We start from the raw sequence: 18,721 nt of genomic DNA, 5'->3' as shown, positions 1-18,721 counted from the left end.
GCGACTCATCCAGAGAAACAGCCGGGGCGGCCGTCCGCAATGACCCCTTTTGCTAGTGGTAGTCGTATCCGCGCCGAAGGTCCCCTCTGTGACGTGGCTCTCACGGTGCAGGTCAGCAGCAGTATTGGCGTGCGCATGCCAGACGATTCGATCTACGACCTCGCGTCGTATGTGATGTGGGTCCTGTGGGGTGGTTCACGGTTCAGGTGACGGAGGGTGCGGGGCGGTGCGCGCAGCGGTCACCGGGTGGGCGGGGTGAAGGTGACCGGGGTCTCGAAGGCGGCCCTGCGGGTGGCCCGGCGCAGGGCCTTCAGGACCGGGGTGCCGAGGGTGAGGGTCAGGACGACGGTGACGACCGCGCGGCCCAGGTCCCAGCCGAGGGAGGTGGCCAGGCAGTACGCGACGAAACGGGCGAGGTTCGTGGCGGGGTCGGCCGCCGGGTCGAAGGCGATGTTCGAGGCGAGGGTGTCGATGAAGGGCCAGCCGTAGAGGTTCATGACCGTGCCGTACGCGAAGGCGGCGGCGAAGCCGTAGGCGGCGAGCAGGGCGAGTTCGGGGCGGCCGCGCAGGCGGTGGGCGCCCGGCAGCAGGCCGGCGCCCATCGCGAACCAGCCCATCGACAGCATCTGGAACGGCATCCACGGCCCCACACCGCCGGTGAGCAGCGCGGACGAGAACATCGTCACCGCGCCGAGGGTGAAGCCGAAGCCGGGGCCGAGGACGCGGCCGCTGAGCACCATCAGGAAGAACATCGGCTCGATACCGGCGGTGCCGGCCCCGATGGGGCGCAGTGCCGCGCCGGTCGCCGCGAGCACCCCGAGCATCGCCACCGCCTTCGCCCCGAGCCCGGCCTCGGAGAGCGTCGCCCCGACCACCCCGACCAGCAGCACGAGCAGCCCCGCGAACAGCCACGGCGCGTCCTGCGCGTGCGCCGTCACCACCGCCCCCGGATCCGCGACGAACGGCCACCCGAAGCCCGCGACCCCGACGAGACTGACGAGGAGCAGGGCGGCGACGGTACGGGGGGAGAGGGGGACGGGACGGCGCCGCGCGGGCGCGGGAGGGCGGCGAACGGGGGCGAGGGGGTCGGTGGGGGAGGCGCCGGTGGGGGAGGGGTTGGTGGAGGAGGGGTCGCTCATGGCCGCCGGCCTTCCGGCCCGGCTGCGCCTCGCTGCTCTTCCCGCCCGGCTGCGCCGTGACCCTCCCGCTCGGCTGCCCGCAGGGCGTGGCGTACCTGGGACGGGGTCAGCCATTTCTGAGGGGCGAGGATCTTGGTGGTCTGGGGGGCGAAGGACGGGGTGCCGATGACGATCTCGGGGGTGGGGCCGTCGGCGACGATCTCGCCGTCGGCGAGGATCACGACGCGGTGGGCCAGCTCGGCGGCCAGTTCGACGTCATGGGTGGCCAGAACGATGGCGTGGCCGTCGGCGGCGAGATCCCGCAACGTCCCGACCAGCCGCGCCTTCGCCGCGTAGTCGAGACCCCGGGTCGGCTCGTCGAGGAGGAGCAGCGGCGGGCGGGCCGTGAGGACCACCGCGAGCGCGAGGGCCAGCCGCTGCCCCTCCGACAGGTCACGGGGGTGCGCGTCGTCCCCGATCCCGGGCAGCAGCCCGGACACGAGCGCCCGGCACGTACCCGGCTCCGCCCCCGCGTCCCGGTCGGCCGCCGCGCACTCCGCCGCGACCGTGTCCGTGTACAGCAGGTCACGGGGCTCCTGCGGTACGAGCCCCACCCGGCGTACGAGGTCCCGGGGCGCCGTCCGATGGGGGACCAGCCCGCCCACCCGCACCGCACCGGCCGCCGGTGCCACCAGGCCGACCAGCGCGGAGAGGAGCGTGGACTTGCCGGCGCCGTTGCGGCCCATCACGGCGATCGTCTCGCCGGGGGTGACGGTGAGGGTGACGTGGGTGAGGGCGTGGACTTGGCCGTGGCGGACGGACAGGGCCTCGACCACCGCCGGAGTGAAGGAAGTTGACGGAGCGTCAGAGCAGGTGGGGGTGGTCGGTTTGCGGCGGAGGTGACGGAGGTGGCGGAGGAGCGAGGGCTTCGGAGCCGGAGCCGGAGCAGGAGCCGGAGTCGGAGCCGGAGTCGGAGTCGGCACCGGAGCCGGGAAGAGTTCGGGGGGTTCCGTCGTGCGCGGGGTGCGGGTGGTTCGTGGTTGCTCGCGCCCACGCGGCGGAGCCGCACAGGTGACAGCCCCACGCCCCTGCGGGGCCAGGGTCGGGACCTGGGTCGCGAGGCGTTCCCGTAGGGGGCCCGCCAGGCGGCGGGCGTCCCGGACGGTCAGGGGGAGGGGGGACCAGCCGGCCGCCCGGCCCAGGTCCACCACGGGCGGGTACACCGGGGAGACCGCCATCATCTCGGCCGGGGTGCCCAGGACCGGCCGGGCGCCGGGGGCCGGGAGCAGGGCGACCCGGTCGGCGTACTGGACGACGCGTTCGAGGCGGTGTTCGGCCATGAGGACGGTCGTGCCGAGGTCGTGGACGAGCCGCTGGAGCACGGCCAGCACCTCCTCGGCGGCGGCCGGGTCCAGCGCGGAGGTCGGCTCGTCGAGCACGAGGACGCGCGGGTGCGGAGTGAGGACGGACCCGATCGCGACGCGCTGTCGCTGGCCGCCGGACAGCGTGGCGAGGGGCCGGTCGCGCAGGTCCGCGAGGCCCAGCAGGTCGAGCGTCTCCTCCACCCGGCGCCGCATCACGTCCGGGGCGAGCCCCAACGACTCCATCCCGTAGGCGAGTTCGTCCTCGACGGTGTCCGTCACGAAGTGCGACAGCGGGTCCTGTCCTACCGTGCCCACGACATCGGCGAGTTCACGCGGTCGGTGGGTACGGGTGTCCCGGCCGGCCACCGTGACCCGGCCGCGCAGGGTGCCGCCGGTGAAGTGCGGCACGAGTCCGCTCACCGCGCCCAGCACCGTCGACTTGCCGACCCCCGACGGCCCCACGAGCAGCACGAGTTCGCCCTCCGGTACCTCGAAGTCCACGCCCTGGACAGTGGGTTCGTCCACTCCGTCGTACGTCACGGAGACATCCTCGAAGCGGATCATGCGCGTTCCTTCGTCGACGGGGCGGCGGCGTCCGGAGCCGGCCTCGGCGGACCGGTGCCTGAGGTGGCCGTTGGTGAGGCGGTGCCCCGCCTCTGCGGGGCCGGGACGGCGAACGCCGGGAGGAGGCCCAGCAGGATCGCGGCGGCGGGGAGGAGGGGAAGCTCCGGGGAGGTGAGGGGGACGATGGTGGGGTGCAGGGCGGCGGGGTCGTACGCGGCGCTGACGATCAGCAGCGCGGCGACGGCGACACCGGACCCGGCCACCAGCCACCCGCGCACGCCCCACACATCCGGCCGGTACCGGGTGCGCGGCGAGCGCCGGCCGCCCAGCCGCAGGCCGGCGAGCGCGGCGGCCAGCCCGGTGAGCAGCACGGGCAGACCGTACGTGCCGCCCTCGGCGGTCAACACCCCGTACGTTCCCGCGCAGACGCCGAGCAGCCCGCCGAGGGTGAGCGCGGCGGTCGTACGGCGGACGGGGGCCGGGACCTCGGCGGTACGGCCGTAGCCGCGCGCGTCCATCGCGGCGGCGAGCGCGACCGAACGCTCCAACGCGCCCTCCAGCACCGGCAGTCCGACCTGCAGCAGCCCCCGTACGCCCCGGTCCGGCCGGCCGCGCAGCCGCCGCGCGGCCCGCAACCGCCGGACGTCCGCGACCAGATGCGGTGCGAACGTCATCGCCACGACAACCGCGACGCCCGCCTCGTACAGGGCGCCGGGGAGGGACTTGAGCAGCCGCGCCGGGTTCGCGAGGGCGTTCGCGGCGCCGACACAGATCAGCAGGGTGGCCAGCCGCAGCCCGTCGTACAACGCGAACAGGAACCCCTCGGCCGTGACCCGGCCACCGAGCCGGATCCCCTGCGACCAGTCGGGCAGCGGTACTTCGGGCAGCGTGAACAGGGTGTGCGTCCCCGGGATCGGCGACCCCAGCACGACCGCGAACCCCAGCCGTACCACCAGCACCACCAACCCCAGCTTCACGAACGCGGCGTACGACCGTGCCCAGGGCGCGTCACTCCGATGCGTCGCCACGACGAACCCGGCGACCGCGATCAGCAGCCCGAGGAGCAGAGGATTGGTCACCCGCGACGCGGCGGTCCCCAGCCCGAGCGCCCACAACCACCACGCGAGCGGATGCACCCCACCACCCCGCCCCACCCGACCCCGACCCCGCCACACCGCCGCTTGGGCCACGCCTGCCGCTTGGGCCGTGCCTGCCGTGCCCGTCGTGCCCGTCGTCGGCTGTCGAGCCGCCGGGGCGGGTACTTCTCCCGATCCCGATTCAGTCGCGGGCAGTCGTGCCGCTGGGGCGGCACGGGTGGGCGCGAGGGTGCCTCGGACCGCCGAGTCGCGGGACTCGCCGTCGGCCGGCCCTGGCTCGGGGCGCGTTGTGAACCACCGCATCGCCCCCTACCCCCGACGCCGCCGCGCCTGCCACACCGCCGCGGCCCCCAGCAGGGCGACCACTCCGACCCCCACGTACAGCCCGACGGCTGGACCTTCCCCCTCGCGGGAAGCGGAAGCGGAGGCGGAGGCGGCGGGCGGCGAACTCGCGGTGCCGGGGCCGGAGTCCGTCCCCTCCGCCGAGCCGACCGCCTCCCCGCACCCCGCCCTCGGATACCCGGCGATCGCGCAGAGCAACGCGTTCGTGTCGTACCGCAGCGGCTTCGCGACCGAGGCCAACGCCTCGGCCGAGGTCGCGTCGTCCGGCACCCGCGCACACGCCGTACGCGCCGCCGGAGGCGTCTCCCCGGCCGGCGCGTCCGCCGCCGTACCGAAGTCGATGACCAGCGCGACCCGCTTCTCCCCGCCCCGCGCACCCGTGCCCCCGCAGATCGCGGCGAAGTCGGCGGCCCCGCGCGGCCGTACCGCGTCCCCGGAGTCCCGGCTGACCGCGAACCGGAACCCCTGCACCTCCCCGTCGGCCGGCCGCGCGGTCGACGGCCCCTGCGTGGCGTACGCCCACTCCGAACCGTCCCGCTCCCAGAACGACCAGTAGCGGTACGCGGCGGCATACGCCTCCCCCTGCCCCACGCCCCCCAGCCCCAGCGCGAGCAGGACACCGCTCAGCAGGAGCACAACAACCCCACGCGCCCGCGCCCGCGCCCGTGACTGCGACCGCGACTTGGCGCCGCTCCGCCCGCCGGTCACCCTTCCCGCCGCTTCCGGCGGGCCCTCACCAGCACGAACCCGGCGACGACCGCGCCGACCACGGCGACGACGCCCCCGAGCCCGATCTTCCACCACGTGTCGTACCCGACCCCGTTGTCGTAGTACGTCTCGTCGTCGACAGTCACGGACGGGTAGTCGTCCACATCGCGCGCCGGACCGGTGTCCTTCAGCCGGGCCACGAGGTCGGTGCCGCCGAAGTCGCGCGGGCTGGCGCCGGTGGCGTGCACGGCGAAGAGGAGCTGGGCGTACGCGGCGGGCCCGGCCTTGGCCGCCCAGACGCCGTGGTTCTTCTCCAGCCAGGCGAGCGCCTTCCCGGTCGCGTCCGTATCCGCGTCCCCGGCGGCGACGAGCGCGACGACCGCGTCGGCGGTGTTGCCGTGGTCGGGCTGGTCCTCCGCACCCGCGAGGGCGGACTTCAGATACCCGTCGGCGGTGAGGGCACCGGCCAGGTGGACGGCACCGTTGTGGGCCAACTCCGCCGGAGAGTCACCCGCGACGCACTTCCCGGCGTCACCCTCGCCGTTCCCGTCGCCCGCCTCGGCCACGAAACCCTCACCCAGGACGCCGAGCACGGCGGCGGCCGTGGCATCGGCGTTCGCCACGAGCCCGCCCTTCTTGTCGGGCTGATAGGCGAACCCCCCGCCCTCATCCCCGCTCTTCTCCTTCTCGTCGCCGCAGGGGACGGCGAGGGCGCGGAGGGCGTCGTAGGGGGAGTTGCCGTCCTTCCGCTGCCGCTCGGGGGCGTCGCCCACGGCGGCCAGCGCGCCGATGACGACGGAGGTCGAGTTCGCGTCGCTGGGGCTGCCGGCGGTGTAGCCCCAGCCGCCGTCCTGGTTCTGGTGCTGCTTCAGCCAGCGCACCGCCCGCCCGGCCTCGGCGTCCCGCCCGCCGACCGCGACGAGCGCCTGCGCCGCGGCGGCCGTGCTGTTGGTGTCGACGGCCGTCTTCGCGTCGCACTCGGCCGAGGCGTCGGCCCGGTACGCCGCGAACGCCCCGTCGTCGCACTGCTGCCCGACGAGCCACTCCACGGCCCCGGCCCCGGGCTTCTCCTCCATGGTGTCCAGCGCGAGCAGCGCGAGGGACTGCCGCCACACGCCGTCGTAGGTGGGGTCGTTGGAGCCGTACAGACCGGTGGGGATCGCCTGCGACGCCGAGGGGGAGGGAGCGGCGGCGGAGGCGGCGAAGGCGACCGGAGTGAGGGCGACCGGCGTGAACCCGGCACCGAGTCCCGTGCCGAGCCCGGCTGTGACGGCCAGTACGGCGACGACCGCGGCGCTGCGGCGGACATTCATGATCGGCGGCTGCCTCTCCCTGACGGGGAGCCGGACGCACGGCGAAGCGCCGGGCGGCTCGGCTCCGTATTCCTCGACGGTGCCGTGCGATCCCGTACGGGCGGTCCGACTCGCCGCCCTCTCGTGGAGGCCGGCTCACGGTTGCGGGTCAGCGCCGGAATTGCACCGGCTTCGCCCCGTACGGGTGTGATGACGACCCGGTCACTCTACCTGTCAGTAGGAAAAGCCTGAGGGGCGTCTGTGCGCCGGGATAGGTTCGGGCCATGCGCTTGGGAAGACTCCTCGGCTCCGGCCGCACGGCCGACGTGTACGAACTCCACGCCACCGAAACGGAGTCCACCCCGCACGGTCCCGCCGACCTCCCCGCACCCTCCGACGCCGATGCCCTCTCCGCTCCCGCCGACCGTGACGCAGCCGACAGACAAACCGGACCCGGCCGGCCTGTCGGACCCGGCGATCCCGTCGGCGCCTGGGTGCTGCGGCGCCATCGGGACGGCTGGGGTGACGCGGTCGCCGAGGCCGAGGTCATGGAGTACGTACGGGGGCACGGCTACCCGGTCCCCCGCGTGCGTTCGGCGACGCGTACGGAGATGGTGCTGGAGCGGCTGTCCGGCCCGACCATGCTGGAGGCCTTCGCGGCCGGCCTGCTCGACCCGGCCCGGGTGGGCGCCCTCCTGGCCCATCTCCTGCACACCCTGCACGCCTTGCCGCCCCGAGGGCACGCGCCCGCCGCGCCCCCTCCGCCCACCCCGCCCGGCGCACCCGTAGGCCTCACCTCCCGAGTGCTCCACCTGGACCTGCACCCCGAGAACGTCATCGTCACGCCCCACGGCCCCCAGGTCATCGACTGGAGCAACGCGGAGGAGGGGCCGCCCGGTCTGGACTGGGGCATGTCCGCGATGATCCTCGCCCAAGTCGCCGTCGACACGGCCGACTTCCGCGCGGCCTTGGCCCACGCCACCCTCGTCTCCCTCCTCGCCCACCAGCCCGAAGGCCCCTCCGCCCTGACGGAAGAGGGCCTCACCGAGGCGAGACGACGCCGGGCGGCCAACCCGACGATGACCCCGCGCGAAGTCGAACTGATGGGCAGTGCTGAGGAGTTGATCCGCCGACTCGCGGATCCGGGGACGGCGGCCTGACGGCATGCGGACCTACACCGCCACATACCTCACCGGATCACTCCCCACCACTCCCTCCGCCCGCCCCAGCTTCACCAGGCGTCGCAGATGTGCCTCCGCCTCGGAGACCGCGATGTTGCGGGAGGCGAAGGGGATGTCGGGCCAGGGGCGGTTCCACTCCATGCGTTCGGCCAGTTGCCAGGGGGTGAGGGGCGTGGCGAGGAGGGCGAGCAGACCGGTGAGGCGGGCCTCGTGGTGGGCCAGCAACTCCCGTACACGCGCGGCGGAATCGGTGAACGCGTACTGGTGGGCGGGGAGGATCTCCGCCGCGCCGAGACGCCCGACGCGTTCGAGGGAGTCGAGGTAGTCGCCAAGGGGGTCCCCCCGGTCGAGCGAAGCCGAGACTGGGGGAGGATCGGTGACCGTGTCGTCGTCCGGGTCCTCGTAGAGGCCGATGTGCGGGCTGATCTCGGGGAGAAGATGGTCGCCGGAGAACAGGCGTCCGTGGCCCGGTAGTTGGGCGGGGTGCGCCTCCTCCAGGTGGAGGCAGACGTGCCCCGGTGTGTGGCCCGGCGTCCAGATCGCGCGGGCGCGGCGGCCGGGGAGGTCGAGGAGTTCACCGGGGACGATCTCGCGGTCGGGGAGCGCGGGGGAGAACCCGGGCAGGGCGCGCGGGCGGCGCGGTGCGCGCAGCGGCGCGAGGTGCTCCTCGGGGGCGCCCGCCGCCGTGAGCTTGTCCGTCATGTAGGAGTACCAGCGGTCCGGGCCCGTCCCCCGCGTCCGCCGGACGATCGCCGTGTCCGCCGCGTGCATCGCGATCCACGCCCCGGACGCCTCCCGCACCGCCCCCGACAGGCCGTGGTGGTCGGGGTGATGGTGGGTGATCACGACCCCGTGGACCTCCGCGACCGACGTACCGCACGCCGTCAGCCCCGCCGCGAGCGTGTCCCACGACGCCGGGTCGTCCCAGCCGGTGTCGACGAGGACCGGGCCGCGGTCGGTGTCGACGACGTACACGAGGGTGTGGCCGAGCGGGTTGTCCGGGATGGGGACCTCGATGGACCGTACGCCTCCGCCGTGATCGGTCACCTGTGTCATGAAGTCACTATAACTAGAACGAGTTTCACCGGGAGTGGGGCGCGGAAGGACGGGTGTACCCGCGAACCGGCGGACGACATGGACTCCTTCCTCTGGAACTGGTATCAGTTCCCTATTCAGAACTGACGGTATGTCAGAGAAGTGGCTCCGGGAGGCTGCGGCCATGACCGAACTCGTGGAACACGGACAGCTGTTCATCGGCGGGGAGTTGACCGACCCCTTGGGCACGGACGTCATCGAGGTGGTCTCGCCGCACTCGGAGGAGGTCATCGGCCGCGTCCCGCACGCCTCGCGCGCGGACGTCGACCGGGCCGTGGCCGCCGCCCGTCACGCCTTCGACCACGGCCCCTGGCCGCGTATGACCCTCGACGAGCGGGTCGAGGTCGTCGCCCGGATCAAGGACGCCTTCGCCCTGCGGTACGAGGAGTTCGCCCGGATCATCAGCTCCGAGAACGGCACCCCGTTCACCTCCAGCGTGATGGTGCAGGCGCTCGCCTCGATGATGGTGTGGGACGCGGCGATCACGACGGCCCGCGGATTCACGTACGAGGAGCGGCGGGACGGTGTCCTGGGCAAGATCCTGGTGCGGCGCGAGCCGGTCGGGGTGGTCGCGGCGGTCGTCCCCTGGAACGTCCCGCAGTTCACCGCCGCCGCCAAACTCGCCCCCGCGCTCCTCGCCGGCTGCCCGGCCGTCCTGAAGGTGTCGCCCGAAACCCCCCTGGACGCCTACCTGTTGGCGGAGATCGCCGCCGAGGCCGGGCTGCCCGAGGGGGTGCTCTCCATCCTTCCCGCCGACCGCGAGGTCAGCGAGTACCTGGTCGGCCACCCGGGCGTCGACAAGGTCTCCTTCACCGGCTCGGTCGCCGCGGGCAAGCGGGTCATGGAGGTCGCCGCCCGCCATCTCACGCGCGTCACCCTGGAGTTGGGCGGTAAGTCGGCGGCCGTGATCCTCCCGGACGCGGACGCGGGGACCGCCGTGGCCGGCATCGCCCCCTTCGCCTGGATGATCAACGGCCAGGCGTGTGTGGCCCAGACCCGCATCCTCGTCCCGCGCTCGCGCTACGACGAGTTCGCCGAGGCCTTCGCGGCCTATGCCTCCGCGCTGAAGATCGGCGACCCCCTCGACCCGGCCACCGAACTCGGCCCCCTCGTCGCCGCCCGCCAGCAGCGCCGCAGCCTCGACTACATCCGCATCGGCCAGGAGGAGGGCGCCAAGATCCTCACCGGCGGCGGCCGCCCCGCCGGTCTGGAGCGCGGCTGGTACGTGGAACCGACCCTCTTCGGCGACGTCGACAACTCCATGCGCATCGCCCGCGAGGAGATCTTCGGCCCCGTGATCTGCCTCCTCCCGTACGGCGACGAGGCTGAGGCCGTACGCATCGCGAACGACTCCGAGTACGGCCTCAGCGGCAGCGTCTGGACCGCCGACGACGAACGCGGCATCGACATCGCCCGCCGGGTCCGCACCGGCACCTACTCCGTCAACACCTTCAGCCTCGACATGCTCGGCCCGTTCGGCGGCTACAAGAACTCCGGCCTGGGACGCGAGTTCGGCCCCGAGGGCTACGGCGAATACCTGGAGCACAAGATGATCCACCTCCCGGCCGGATACGAGCCCCCGGCCGCCGCCGGGGAGGCAGGGGAGGCCTAGCCATGGGCGACCACTGGCACGTGGAGGTCGACCGCGCCCTCTGCATCGGCTCGGCCCAGTGCACCCATCTCGCCCCGGACGCCTTCCGCCTCGACTCCGCCATGCAGTCCCACCCCGTAGACCCCGACCCCGACGCGGGCGAACGCATCCTGAAGGCCGCCGAGGGCTGCCCGGTGGAGGCGATCTCCATCGCCCTCCTCGGGAGCGGGGAGCCGGTGTTCCCGCCGGAGGACTAGGGCCCTACGCTCTCCCGTCGGCGCACGAGCGATCGTGGGCGATCATGAACGACCGGTATGTGGAGTGGGTGGGCGTGCGGAAGTCCGAGGCCAGGGAGCTGATCGAGCAGGCGTACGCGGCCTGGGACGCGGAGGAGTGGCAGCGCGCCGCCGGCCTGTACGAGCGGGTGCTCGCCCACTTCCCGGACGAGAAGGCGAGCGCGGAGTGGTGGTACGACGCCGCGCTCGCCCACAAGTTCCTGCGCGACTGGGACAAGGCGTACGAACTGGGCGTCCAGGCCGCCGCCCGGGCACCGCGCGGCGAGGGCGACCCCGCGTTCTGGAACCTCGGCATCGCCGCCACGATCCGCCGCGACTGGACCGTGGCCCGCGACGCCTGGGCCGGCTTCGGCGTCCGACTGCCCGAAGGCGACCGCGACGGCGACGGTGGCGGCAAGGGCGCGGGTGACGGCGAGATCCGCGCTCGCCTCGGACATGCCTGCGTGCGCCTCGACACCGGCGGCGCGCGCGAGGTGGTGTGGATCGAGCGGCTCTGCCCGACGCGCGGACGCGTGATGAACGTCCCCGTGACCGGTGGCCGCCGCTACGGCGAGATCGTCCTGCACGACGGGCAGCCCAACGGCGAACGCGTCCTCGACGGCACGACCTTCCCCGTCTTCGACGAACTCCTCCTCTTCGAACCCTCCGACCTGCCCACGCTCCAGGTGACCGTCACGGCCGGCGAGCCCGCCGACCTGGAGGCCCTGCTCGCCCTCTTCGCCGACCACGACTTCGGCGCGGAGCCCGCGAGCGGCGTCACCACGCACTGCGCCTGCTGCAGCGAGGGCACCCTCCACAAGGAACCCCACACCCCTCGCACCGGCGCCCAGCGCGTCTCCCTGGCGGCCCCGGAGGACGAGGCCCGCGCACTCCTCGACCAATGGGCGGCGGAGAAGGCGATCGGCCGGCTCTGGAGCGGCCTGGAGATCATGGACTAGAGGGTAAAAAATCCGCTTTGGGGGGTTGTGTTCCCGTATGAGTGTTCTATCGTGGAAAGCGGCCTACGAGACGAGTGAGGGAGTCGACCGGAGTAGCCGACAGCGGCGAGAGGTTGTTTGTCGCCGGTGCCGACGTCGACGGTCGGGCTGAGAGGCCGGAAGGTCGCAGGACAGGGCCGGACGGTAACCCTCGGCACCTGCCCCGGTCGAGCGGTACCCGGAGCAGGAAACCCGTCTCGTAGGTCCTTTCGTGTGCCCTGCTTCCGTGGGTCCGGCTTTCGTCGTGTGCCCTACTGCTGTGGCTCGGGCTTTCGTCGATCCGGCGCCGTCAGGTCGATCAGACGGCACACGGTCTCGATGTCGATCTTCACCTGGGCGATCGAGGCACGGCCGGAGAGCCAGGTGATCAGCGCCGAGTGCCAGGTGTGCTCGATGACGCGGACCGCCGAGAGCTGCTCCGCGGTGGGGTTCTCCAGCCCCATCGCGTCGAGGATGATCGCGGTGGTCTGATGGGAGACCTGGTCGACCTCGGGGCTGACGCTGCGGTCGGCGAAGGTGAGGGCGCGGACCATGGCGTCGGCGAGATGCGGCTCGCGCTGCAGCGCGCGGAAGGCGCGCATCAGGGTCTCGGCGACGCGCTCGGCGGCCGTCTCGCCCGACGGGGGCTTCTTGCGGAGCGTGCCGTGCATGTGCTCCAGCTGGGCCTGCATGGTGGCGACCAGCAGATGGATCTTGGAGGGGAAGTAGCGGTAGAGCGTCCCCAGGGCCACCTGGGAGGACTCGGCCACCTCGCGCATCTGCACGGCGTCGAAACCGCCGCGGCTGGCCAACTGGGCGCTCGCGTGCAGGATCCGGCGCCGGCGGGCCTCCTGCCGCTCCGTGAGGGGCGGGGAGTCCGGTCGCGCGGTGCCGGTATCCGCCTTGGCCGCCGGCTTGGTCTCCACCTTGGCTTCCGCAGGCATGGGTCTCGTTCCGTGACAGTCGTGACGGTCGGTGAGGGTATGCGATCAAATAGCATGCCAGGGCAAGTGCCAGGGCGTCTGCCGTGGCGTGAATCACCTGATCCACCACTCACAGCGGTTCTACCAGCCGGTAGATTCAGAGCCTCTTGAACGATCAACTCTGAAACTTGTTCTAGATTACCGTCTCGTCGTAATCTCACGGGAAATCGCAGTGAGAAGGGGGCCAGGAGTGACCGCTGAGGCCAGTCAGGCGGGGTCCCGACGTGACCTCGCCGCGGACGGCGGGCGACCGCTCACCATCGCGCTCCTCACCTATAAAGGGAACCCGTTCTGCGGGGGCCAGGGCGTCTACGTACGGCACCTCTCGCGCGAGCTGGCCCGCCTCGGCCACCGCGTCGAGGTGATCGGCTCCCAGCCGTACCCCGTCCTCGACGACGACGCCGTGCCCGAGGACGGCCCGGGCCGGATATCCCTCACCGAACTGCCCAGCCTCGACCTCTACCGGCAGCCCGACCCCTTCCGCACCCCGAAGCGCGGCGAGTACCGCGACTGGATCGACGCCCTCGAAGTGGCGACGATGTGGACCGGCGGGTTCCCCGAACCGCTGACCTTCTCGCTGCGCGCCCGCCGCCATCTCCGCGCCCGGCGCGGCGAGTTCGACGTCGTCCACGACAACCAGACGCTCGGCTACGGCCTGTTGGGCGATGTGGGTGCCCCGCTCGTCACCACCATCCACCACCCCATCACCGTCGACCGGCAGTTGGAGCTGGACGCGGCCGAGGGGTGGCAGCGGCGGATGTCCGTGCGCCGCTGGTACGCCTTCACCCGGATGCAGGGGCGGGTCGCGCGCCGGCTGCCGTCCGTGCTCACCGTCTCCTCCACCTCCCGCCAGGAGATCGTCGACCACCTCGGCGTACACGACGACCGGATGCACGTCGTCCACATAGGCGCCGACACCGACCTCTTCTCGCCGAATCCGGCCGTGGCCCGGGTGCCCGGCCGGATCGTCACCACCTCCAGCGCGGACGTCCCCCTCAAGGGGCTCGTCTACCTCGTCGAGGCGCTCGCCAAGGTGCGCGCCGAACACCCCGCCGCCCACCTCGTCGTCGTCGGCAAACGGCCCACCGAGGGCCCGGTCGCCCACGCGATCGAGCGGTACGGCCTCGAAGGCGCCGTCGAGTTCGTCAAGGGCATCTCCGACGCCGAACTGGTCGACCTGGTCCGCTCGGCCGAGGCCGCCTGCGTCCCCTCGCTGTACGAGGGCTTCTCGCTGCCCGCCGCCGAGGCCATGGCCACCGGGACACCGCTGGTCGCCACCACCGGCGGGGCCGTCCCGGAGGTCGCCGGACCCGACGGCGAGACCTGCCTCGCGGTGCCCCCGGGCGACCCGGGCGCCCTGGCCGCCGCGCTCACCCGGCTCCTCGGCGACCCGGAGCTGCGGCGGCGGCTCGGCCGCGCGGGACGCGAGCGGGTGCTCCAGCGGTTCACCTGGGCCCGCGCCGCCGAGGGCACGGTCGCCCACTACCGCGAGGCCGTCGCCCGCGCCGGCACCTCGATACCTACCTCTGCGGCCTCCACCAGCAACTATGTCGAAAGCAGGGCCACGTGCTGACCGTCGATTTCTCCAGGTTCCCGCTCGCCCCGGGGGACCGGGTCCTGGATCTCGGCTGTGGAGCGGGCCGGCACGCCTTCGAGTGCTACCGGCGCGGCGCCCAGGTCGTGGCCCTCGACCAGAACGGCGAGGAGATCCGCGAGGTCGCCAAGTGGTTCGCCGCCATGAAGGAGGCCGGTGAGGCCCCCGAGGGCGCCACCGCCACGGCCATGGAGGGCGACGCCCTCGCGCTGCCCTTCCCCGACGAGTCCTTCGACGTCGTCATCATCTCCGAGGTGATGGAGCACATCCCCGACGACAAGGGCGTCCTCGCCGAGATGGTCCGGGTGCTGAAGCCCGGCGGCCGGATAGCCATCACCGTCCCGCGCTACGGCCCCGAGAAGGTCTGCTGGGCGCTCTCCGACGCCTACCACGAGGTCGAGGGCGGCCACATCCGCATCTACAAGGCCGACGAACTGCTGGCCAGGATCCGCGAGGCGGGCCTCAAGCCGTACGGCACCCACCACGCGCACGCCCTGCACTCGCCGTACTGGTGGCTGAAGTGCGCGTTCGGCGTCGACAACGACAAGGCGCTGCCGGTGCGGGCGTACCACAAGCTGCTGGTCTGGGACATCATGAAGAAGCCGCTGGCCACCCGGGTCGCCGAGGAGGCGCTGAACCCGCTGATCGGCAAGAGCTTCGTGGCCTACGCGACCAAGCCGCACCTTCCCCGGATCGCCGGGGAAGCCGAGGCCGGGACCCAGGCCGGGGCGGCCGCCAAGTGACCACGCCCCGGACAGAACACCTGGTCCTGCCCGGGGTCCTCACCGCCGAGGAGGCCGCCGCCACCGTGCGGGGCATCCTCGCGGTGCAGCGCGCGGACGGTGCCATCCCGTGGTTCCGCGGGCACCACCTCGACCCGTGGGACCACACCGAGGCCGCCATGGCCCTGGACGCCGCCGGTGAGCACGAGGCCGCCGAGCGCGCCTACGAGTGGCTGCGCCGGCACCAGAACGAGGACGGCTCCTGGTACGCCGCGTACGCCGACGGGGACGCCGACGACATCACCGACCGGGGCCGCGAGACCAACTTCGTCGCCTACATCGCCGTCGGGGTCTGGCACCACTACCTGGCCACCGGCGACGACACCTTCCTCGACCGGATGTGGCCCGCCGTGTACGCGGCGATCGAGTGCGTCCTGCGGCTCCAGCAGCCCGGCGGGCAGATCGGCTGGAAGCGCGAGGACGACGGCACGGCGGTGAACGACGCGCTCCTGACCGGGAGTTCGTCCATCCACCACGCGCTGCGCTGCGCGCTCGCGATCGCCGAGCAGCGCGAGGAGCCGCAGCCCGACTGGGAGTTGGCGGTCGGTGCCCTCCGGCACGCGATACGGCGGCACCCCGAGCGGTTCCTCGACAAGGACCGCTACTCGATGGACTGGTACTACCCCGTGCTCGGCGGCGCGCTCACCGGCGGCGAGGCCAAGTCCCGTATAAAGGAGAGCTGGGACCGTTTCGTGGTGCCCGGCTACGGCGTCCGCTGCGTCGTGCCCAACCCATGGGTGACCGGCGGTGAGTCCGCCGAACTCGCCCTGGCCCTCTGGGCGATGGGCGAGTCCGACCGCGCCCTGGACATCCTCCAGTCCATCCAGCACCTCCGCGACGCCGACTCCGGCCTGTACTGGACGGGGTACGTCTTCGAGGACGGCGCCATCTGGCCCGAGGAACTCACGTCCTGGACCGCGGGGTCACTGCTGCTGGCCGTGGCCGCGCTGGGAGGCGACGAGGCGACCTGCGCGGTCTTCGGCGGGGAGCGGTTGCCGCGCGGGCTGGATGCGGAGTGCTGTTGAGCCGGGGGGTGCGTCGTCGGCTGCGGGTGCGTGGGGGCTGGTCGCGCAGTTCCCCGCGCCCCTGAACAGCAGGGGCTGCGCCCCCTGCTGTTCAGACTCCACGCACCCGTGGTCGCTCAGTGGCGGTGCATCCGGTTGGCGATGGCGTGCCCCACGAACAGATAGACGACGGCCGCCAGGCCGTACCCGGCCACCACCCGCGCCCACTGCTCGTCGAAGGTGAACAGGTCGTGCGACCAGCCGGCGAGCCAGCGGGCCGCGTCATGGACGAACTGCACGAAGTCGTTCGTGCCGTTGGCGTCCAGCAGGTACATCAGGATCCACAGGCCGAGGATGAAGGCCATGATGTCGGCGACGATCGCTATGACCCGGCCGGCCTGGTTGGAGCCGCTATATCGAGACATACGTCACGGGTTGCCCGTCGGCCCCCGATGAAACCTCGCCCGCCTAGGAGTTGAGCTCCGCCAGCACCCGCAGCGTGTGCGGATCGGGCGCCAGCACCAACAGATCCGTCACCGGTCCCTTCCGCCACAACTCCAGCCGTTCCGCGATCCGTTCGCGCGGGCCGACCAGCGAGATCTCGTCGGCGAAGGCGTCCGGCACGGCCAGTACGGCCTCCTCGCGACGCCCGTCGAGGAAGAGCCGCTGGATGTGCCGGGCCTCCTCCTCGTACCCCATCCGGGCCATGAGATCGGCGTGGAAGTTGCGCTTGGCGTGCCCCATCCCGCCGATGTAGAAGCCGAGCATGGCCTTCACGGGCAGCAGCCCCTCGGCGACGTCGTCGCAGACCTTCGCACGGGCCATGGGTGCGACGAGGAACCCCTCGGGCATCCCGGTCAGCGAGGCCTCGTACACCTCGGCCCGGGTCGGCGACCAGTACAACGGCAGCCAGCCGTCCGCGATCCGGGCCGTCTGCGCGATGTTCTTCGGCCCCTCGGCACCGAGCAGGACGGGAAGGCCGGGGCGCAGGGGGTGCGTGATGGACTTCAGCGCCTTGCCGATGCCGGTGCCGTCCGGCCCGTCGTAGGGGAGGGGGTGGAAGCGGCCGTCCAGCTCGACCGGGGCCTCGCGCCTGAGGACTTGGCGTACGACGTCGACGTACTCCCTGGTCGCGGTCAGCGGCGACCTCGGGAACGGGCGCCCGTACCAGCCCTCGACGACCTGCGGCCCGGAGAGCCCGAGCCCGAGCAGGACGCGTCCGCCGGAGAGATGGTCCAGGGTGAGGGCGTGCATCGCGGTCGTCGTGGGGGAGCGGGCGGCCATCTGCGCAACCGCCGTACCCAGCTTGATCCTTGAGGTCCGCGCCGCGATCCAGGTGAGCGGCGTGAAGGCGTCCGAGCCCCAGGACTCGGCGGTCCACACCGAGTCGTAGCCGAGCCGCTCCGCCTCCTGCGCCAGCGGGACATGGTCCGCCGAGGGGCCGCGCCCCCAGTAACCGAGTGCCAGACCGAGCCGCATACGCCTGCCTCCTGACGGTGCGTCAGCTGTTCGGGCGGGAGGCGAGCGTACGACAACGGCCCCCCACCCGGAAGGGCGAGGGGCCGTCGTACGACCTTGAGCGTGTGGTGGATCAGCCGCGCTGGATGCCGCTGGTGTCCTGCAGCACGCCACGGCGGCCGTCCTGCGTCTGGGCGACCAGGCTGGGGCCGCGCTGCTCGACCGCCAGGTACCAGGTACCCGGGGCCAGCTCGGCGATCGCCGACTGCGAACCGTCCTCCGCGAACAGCGGGCGGGCCACCGGCACCGCGAACCAGAACGGCGAGAAGTCACCGGCCGGCGGCTGCGGCGCGGGCGCCTGCTGCTGTTGCGGAGCCCCAGCGAACGGCGCCCCCGGACCCGGCTGACCGGGCTGCGGCTGCCCCGCACCGAACGGACCCGGCGCACCGGCGCCCGGGTACCCGTAACCACCGGGCGGCTGGGCCCCGTACGGCTGCGGCGCGGCCGGCCGCGGGGCGCCGACGAGGGCGGCCTTGAGGGCGGGGACGAGGGGGGTGGCGATGGCGGCGGCGGCCAGCAGCAGGGCCGCGATCAGACCGAGGATGAGACCGGCGCCGGAGTCGGGCTCCTGGCCGCCGAAGGAGCCGAGAAATTCCTCCATCGCGCCGAACGGGTCGATGATCGACCAGAACGCGGTCCACGCGGTGAAGATCGTCAGGGCCACCCCGAGCTGGCCCAGGTCGAGGCCGACGACCTTGGGCGGCTGCGGCAGCGCGCGGGCGATGACGATCAACACCGCCCCGATGATGCCGCTGACGTACACGCTCATCACCAAGCCGAGGTTGTCCCAGGCATTGGGGATGTCGTCGCCGGAGCCGTCGAACGTGTCGAGGAACGACGCGATGAACAGCAATACCGCTGCTCCGATCACGACGCCGTCGCCTCTGGTGAGGGAGCGGATATTCACTTCAGGTCCTTCGTCAGTCGTCTCGTCATCGGTGGAGGCGTCGCCGTCACCATGTCGCCGTCAGGCCGTGGTGGGAAGCGCGGGGGTGGCCCCTCATCGTAGGGACGACCTTATCGCCCGACCGACGTGGGTGTCCGCCGGGATCATCGCGATGATCACGACCCGCCCGCTACCCGCGCAGAAAACTCACGATTCCCTCAGAGGTTCCCCCGCGTGCTTCCTGTTCCGCCAGGTACCGCTGGTCAGCGGCGCCCCGTCATGGATATCGCGTATCCCGGCGCACACGATGAACGCGGCGGGAACTGTTGACAGATTGAGACCGCCGCACG

At 72.6% G+C, this 18,721-nt stretch carries 17 protein-coding genes; 7 read left to right on the top strand and 10 right to left on the bottom strand.

Annotated features, from left to right (window positions below; all coding sequences use genetic code 11):
• Positions 1 to 239: 239 nt before the first annotated feature.
• From ACZ7MG_RS15295 to ACZ7MG_RS15275, 5 genes are all read right to left on the bottom strand, one after another.
• The gene (locus tag ACZ7MG_RS15295) at positions 240 to 1,139 is read right to left on the bottom strand and encodes an ECF transporter S component (protein WP_471380348.1); all 900 of its coding nucleotides are present in this window, start codon (positions 1,137 to 1,139) and stop codon (positions 240 to 242) included.
• On the bottom strand, positions 1,136 to 3,046 hold the full coding sequence (locus tag ACZ7MG_RS15290; RefSeq protein WP_471380349.1) for an ABC transporter ATP-binding protein: 1,911 nt from the start codon (positions 3,044 to 3,046) through the stop codon (positions 1,136 to 1,138). Before ACZ7MG_RS15290 ends, ACZ7MG_RS15295 begins: the two co-directional genes overlap by 4 nt.
• Positions 3,043 to 4,182, bottom strand: coding sequence for an energy-coupling factor transporter transmembrane component T (locus ACZ7MG_RS15285; protein WP_471380351.1), 1,140 nt, complete (start codon positions 4,180 to 4,182; stop codon positions 3,043 to 3,045). The genes ACZ7MG_RS15290 and ACZ7MG_RS15285 overlap by 4 nt, the downstream gene beginning before the upstream one ends.
• A 270-nt stretch (positions 4,183 to 4,452) precedes the next feature.
• Entirely contained in the window at positions 4,453 to 5,121 is a 669-nt protein-coding gene (locus ACZ7MG_RS15280) for an SCO2322 family protein (protein WP_471380353.1), read from the bottom strand.
• Positions 5,122 to 5,189: 68 nt separating this feature from the next.
• Positions 5,190 to 6,506, bottom strand: a complete 1,317-nt coding sequence (locus ACZ7MG_RS15275; protein WP_471380354.1) for a prenyltransferase/squalene oxidase repeat-containing protein — start codon at positions 6,504 to 6,506, stop codon at positions 5,190 to 5,192.
• A 263-nt stretch (positions 6,507 to 6,769) separates the two neighbouring features.
• On the opposite strand from ACZ7MG_RS15275, the gene ACZ7MG_RS15270 reads away from it, so the two are divergent.
• Positions 6,770 to 7,645, top strand: coding sequence for a phosphotransferase (locus tag ACZ7MG_RS15270; protein ID WP_471380355.1), 876 nt, complete (start codon positions 6,770 to 6,772; stop codon positions 7,643 to 7,645).
• A 12-nt stretch (positions 7,646 to 7,657) separates the two neighbouring features.
• On the opposite strand, the gene ACZ7MG_RS15265 is transcribed toward ACZ7MG_RS15270, so the two are convergent.
• Positions 7,658 to 8,722, bottom strand: coding sequence for an MBL fold metallo-hydrolase (locus tag ACZ7MG_RS15265; protein ID WP_471380356.1), 1,065 nt, complete (start codon positions 8,720 to 8,722; stop codon positions 7,658 to 7,660).
• 163 nt (positions 8,723 to 8,885) lie between these two features.
• On the opposite strand from ACZ7MG_RS15265, the gene ACZ7MG_RS15260 reads away from it, so the two are divergent.
• From ACZ7MG_RS15260 to ACZ7MG_RS15250, 3 genes are all read left to right on the top strand, one after another.
• Positions 8,886 to 10,373 (top strand): aldehyde dehydrogenase, encoded by a 1,488-nt coding sequence (locus ACZ7MG_RS15260; protein ID WP_471380358.1) that lies wholly within the window; start codon positions 8,886 to 8,888, stop codon positions 10,371 to 10,373.
• 2 nt (positions 10,374 to 10,375) lie between these two features.
• Complete coding sequence (locus ACZ7MG_RS15255) at positions 10,376 to 10,609, top strand: ferredoxin (RefSeq protein WP_471380359.1); 234 nt, start codon at positions 10,376 to 10,378, stop codon at positions 10,607 to 10,609.
• 74 nt (positions 10,610 to 10,683) lie between these two features.
• On the top strand, positions 10,684 to 11,586 hold the full coding sequence (locus ACZ7MG_RS15250; RefSeq protein WP_471380570.1) for a tetratricopeptide repeat protein: 903 nt from the start codon (positions 10,684 to 10,686) through the stop codon (positions 11,584 to 11,586).
• 290 nt (positions 11,587 to 11,876) lie between these two features.
• Here ACZ7MG_RS15250 and ACZ7MG_RS15245 read toward each other — a convergent pair whose 3' ends face one another.
• Positions 11,877 to 12,548: a TetR family transcriptional regulator gene (locus ACZ7MG_RS15245; protein ID WP_471380361.1), complete on the bottom strand. Its 672-nt coding sequence runs from the start codon at positions 12,546 to 12,548 to the stop codon at positions 11,877 to 11,879.
• 229 nt (positions 12,549 to 12,777) lie between these two features.
• On the opposite strand from ACZ7MG_RS15245, the gene ACZ7MG_RS15240 reads away from it, so the two are divergent.
• The 3 genes from ACZ7MG_RS15240 to ACZ7MG_RS15230 are packed head-to-tail and all read left to right on the top strand — an operon-like array spanning position 12,778 to position 15,988.
• Positions 12,778 to 14,160 (top strand): glycosyltransferase family 4 protein, encoded by a 1,383-nt coding sequence (locus tag ACZ7MG_RS15240; RefSeq protein WP_471380362.1) that lies wholly within the window; start codon positions 12,778 to 12,780, stop codon positions 14,158 to 14,160.
• Positions 14,154 to 14,924 (top strand): class I SAM-dependent methyltransferase, encoded by a 771-nt coding sequence (locus ACZ7MG_RS15235; RefSeq protein WP_471380364.1) that lies wholly within the window; start codon positions 14,154 to 14,156, stop codon positions 14,922 to 14,924. Before ACZ7MG_RS15240 ends, ACZ7MG_RS15235 begins: the two co-directional genes overlap by 7 nt.
• Complete coding sequence (locus ACZ7MG_RS15230) at positions 14,921 to 15,988, top strand: prenyltransferase/squalene oxidase repeat-containing protein (RefSeq protein WP_471380365.1); 1,068 nt, start codon at positions 14,921 to 14,923, stop codon at positions 15,986 to 15,988. The genes ACZ7MG_RS15235 and ACZ7MG_RS15230 overlap by 4 nt, the downstream gene beginning before the upstream one ends.
• A 116-nt stretch (positions 15,989 to 16,104) precedes the next feature.
• On the opposite strand, the gene ACZ7MG_RS15225 is transcribed toward ACZ7MG_RS15230, so the two are convergent.
• The 3 genes from ACZ7MG_RS15225 to ACZ7MG_RS15215 all read right to left on the bottom strand — a co-directional run bounded on the left by ACZ7MG_RS15225 (position 16,105) and on the right by ACZ7MG_RS15215 (position 18,392).
• Positions 16,105 to 16,392 carry a hypothetical protein gene (locus ACZ7MG_RS15225; RefSeq protein ID WP_326583192.1) on the bottom strand — a complete coding sequence of 96 codons (288 nt, stop codon included), beginning with the start codon at positions 16,390 to 16,392 and terminating at the stop codon, positions 16,105 to 16,107.
• 43 nt (positions 16,393 to 16,435) lie between these two features.
• Positions 16,436 to 17,446, bottom strand: a complete 1,011-nt coding sequence (locus ACZ7MG_RS15220; protein WP_471380366.1) for an LLM class F420-dependent oxidoreductase — start codon at positions 17,444 to 17,446, stop codon at positions 16,436 to 16,438.
• Positions 17,447 to 17,558: 112 nt separating this feature from the next.
• Entirely contained in the window at positions 17,559 to 18,392 is an 834-nt protein-coding gene (locus ACZ7MG_RS15215) for a hypothetical protein (protein WP_471380367.1), read from the bottom strand.
• Positions 18,393 to 18,721 lie beyond the last annotated feature (329 nt).

Source organism: Streptomyces sp. NPDC107538, assembly GCF_055657445.1.
The sequence above is the reverse complement of the archived record's forward strand: the minus strand, read 5'-3'. Positions and strand labels throughout refer to the sequence as shown.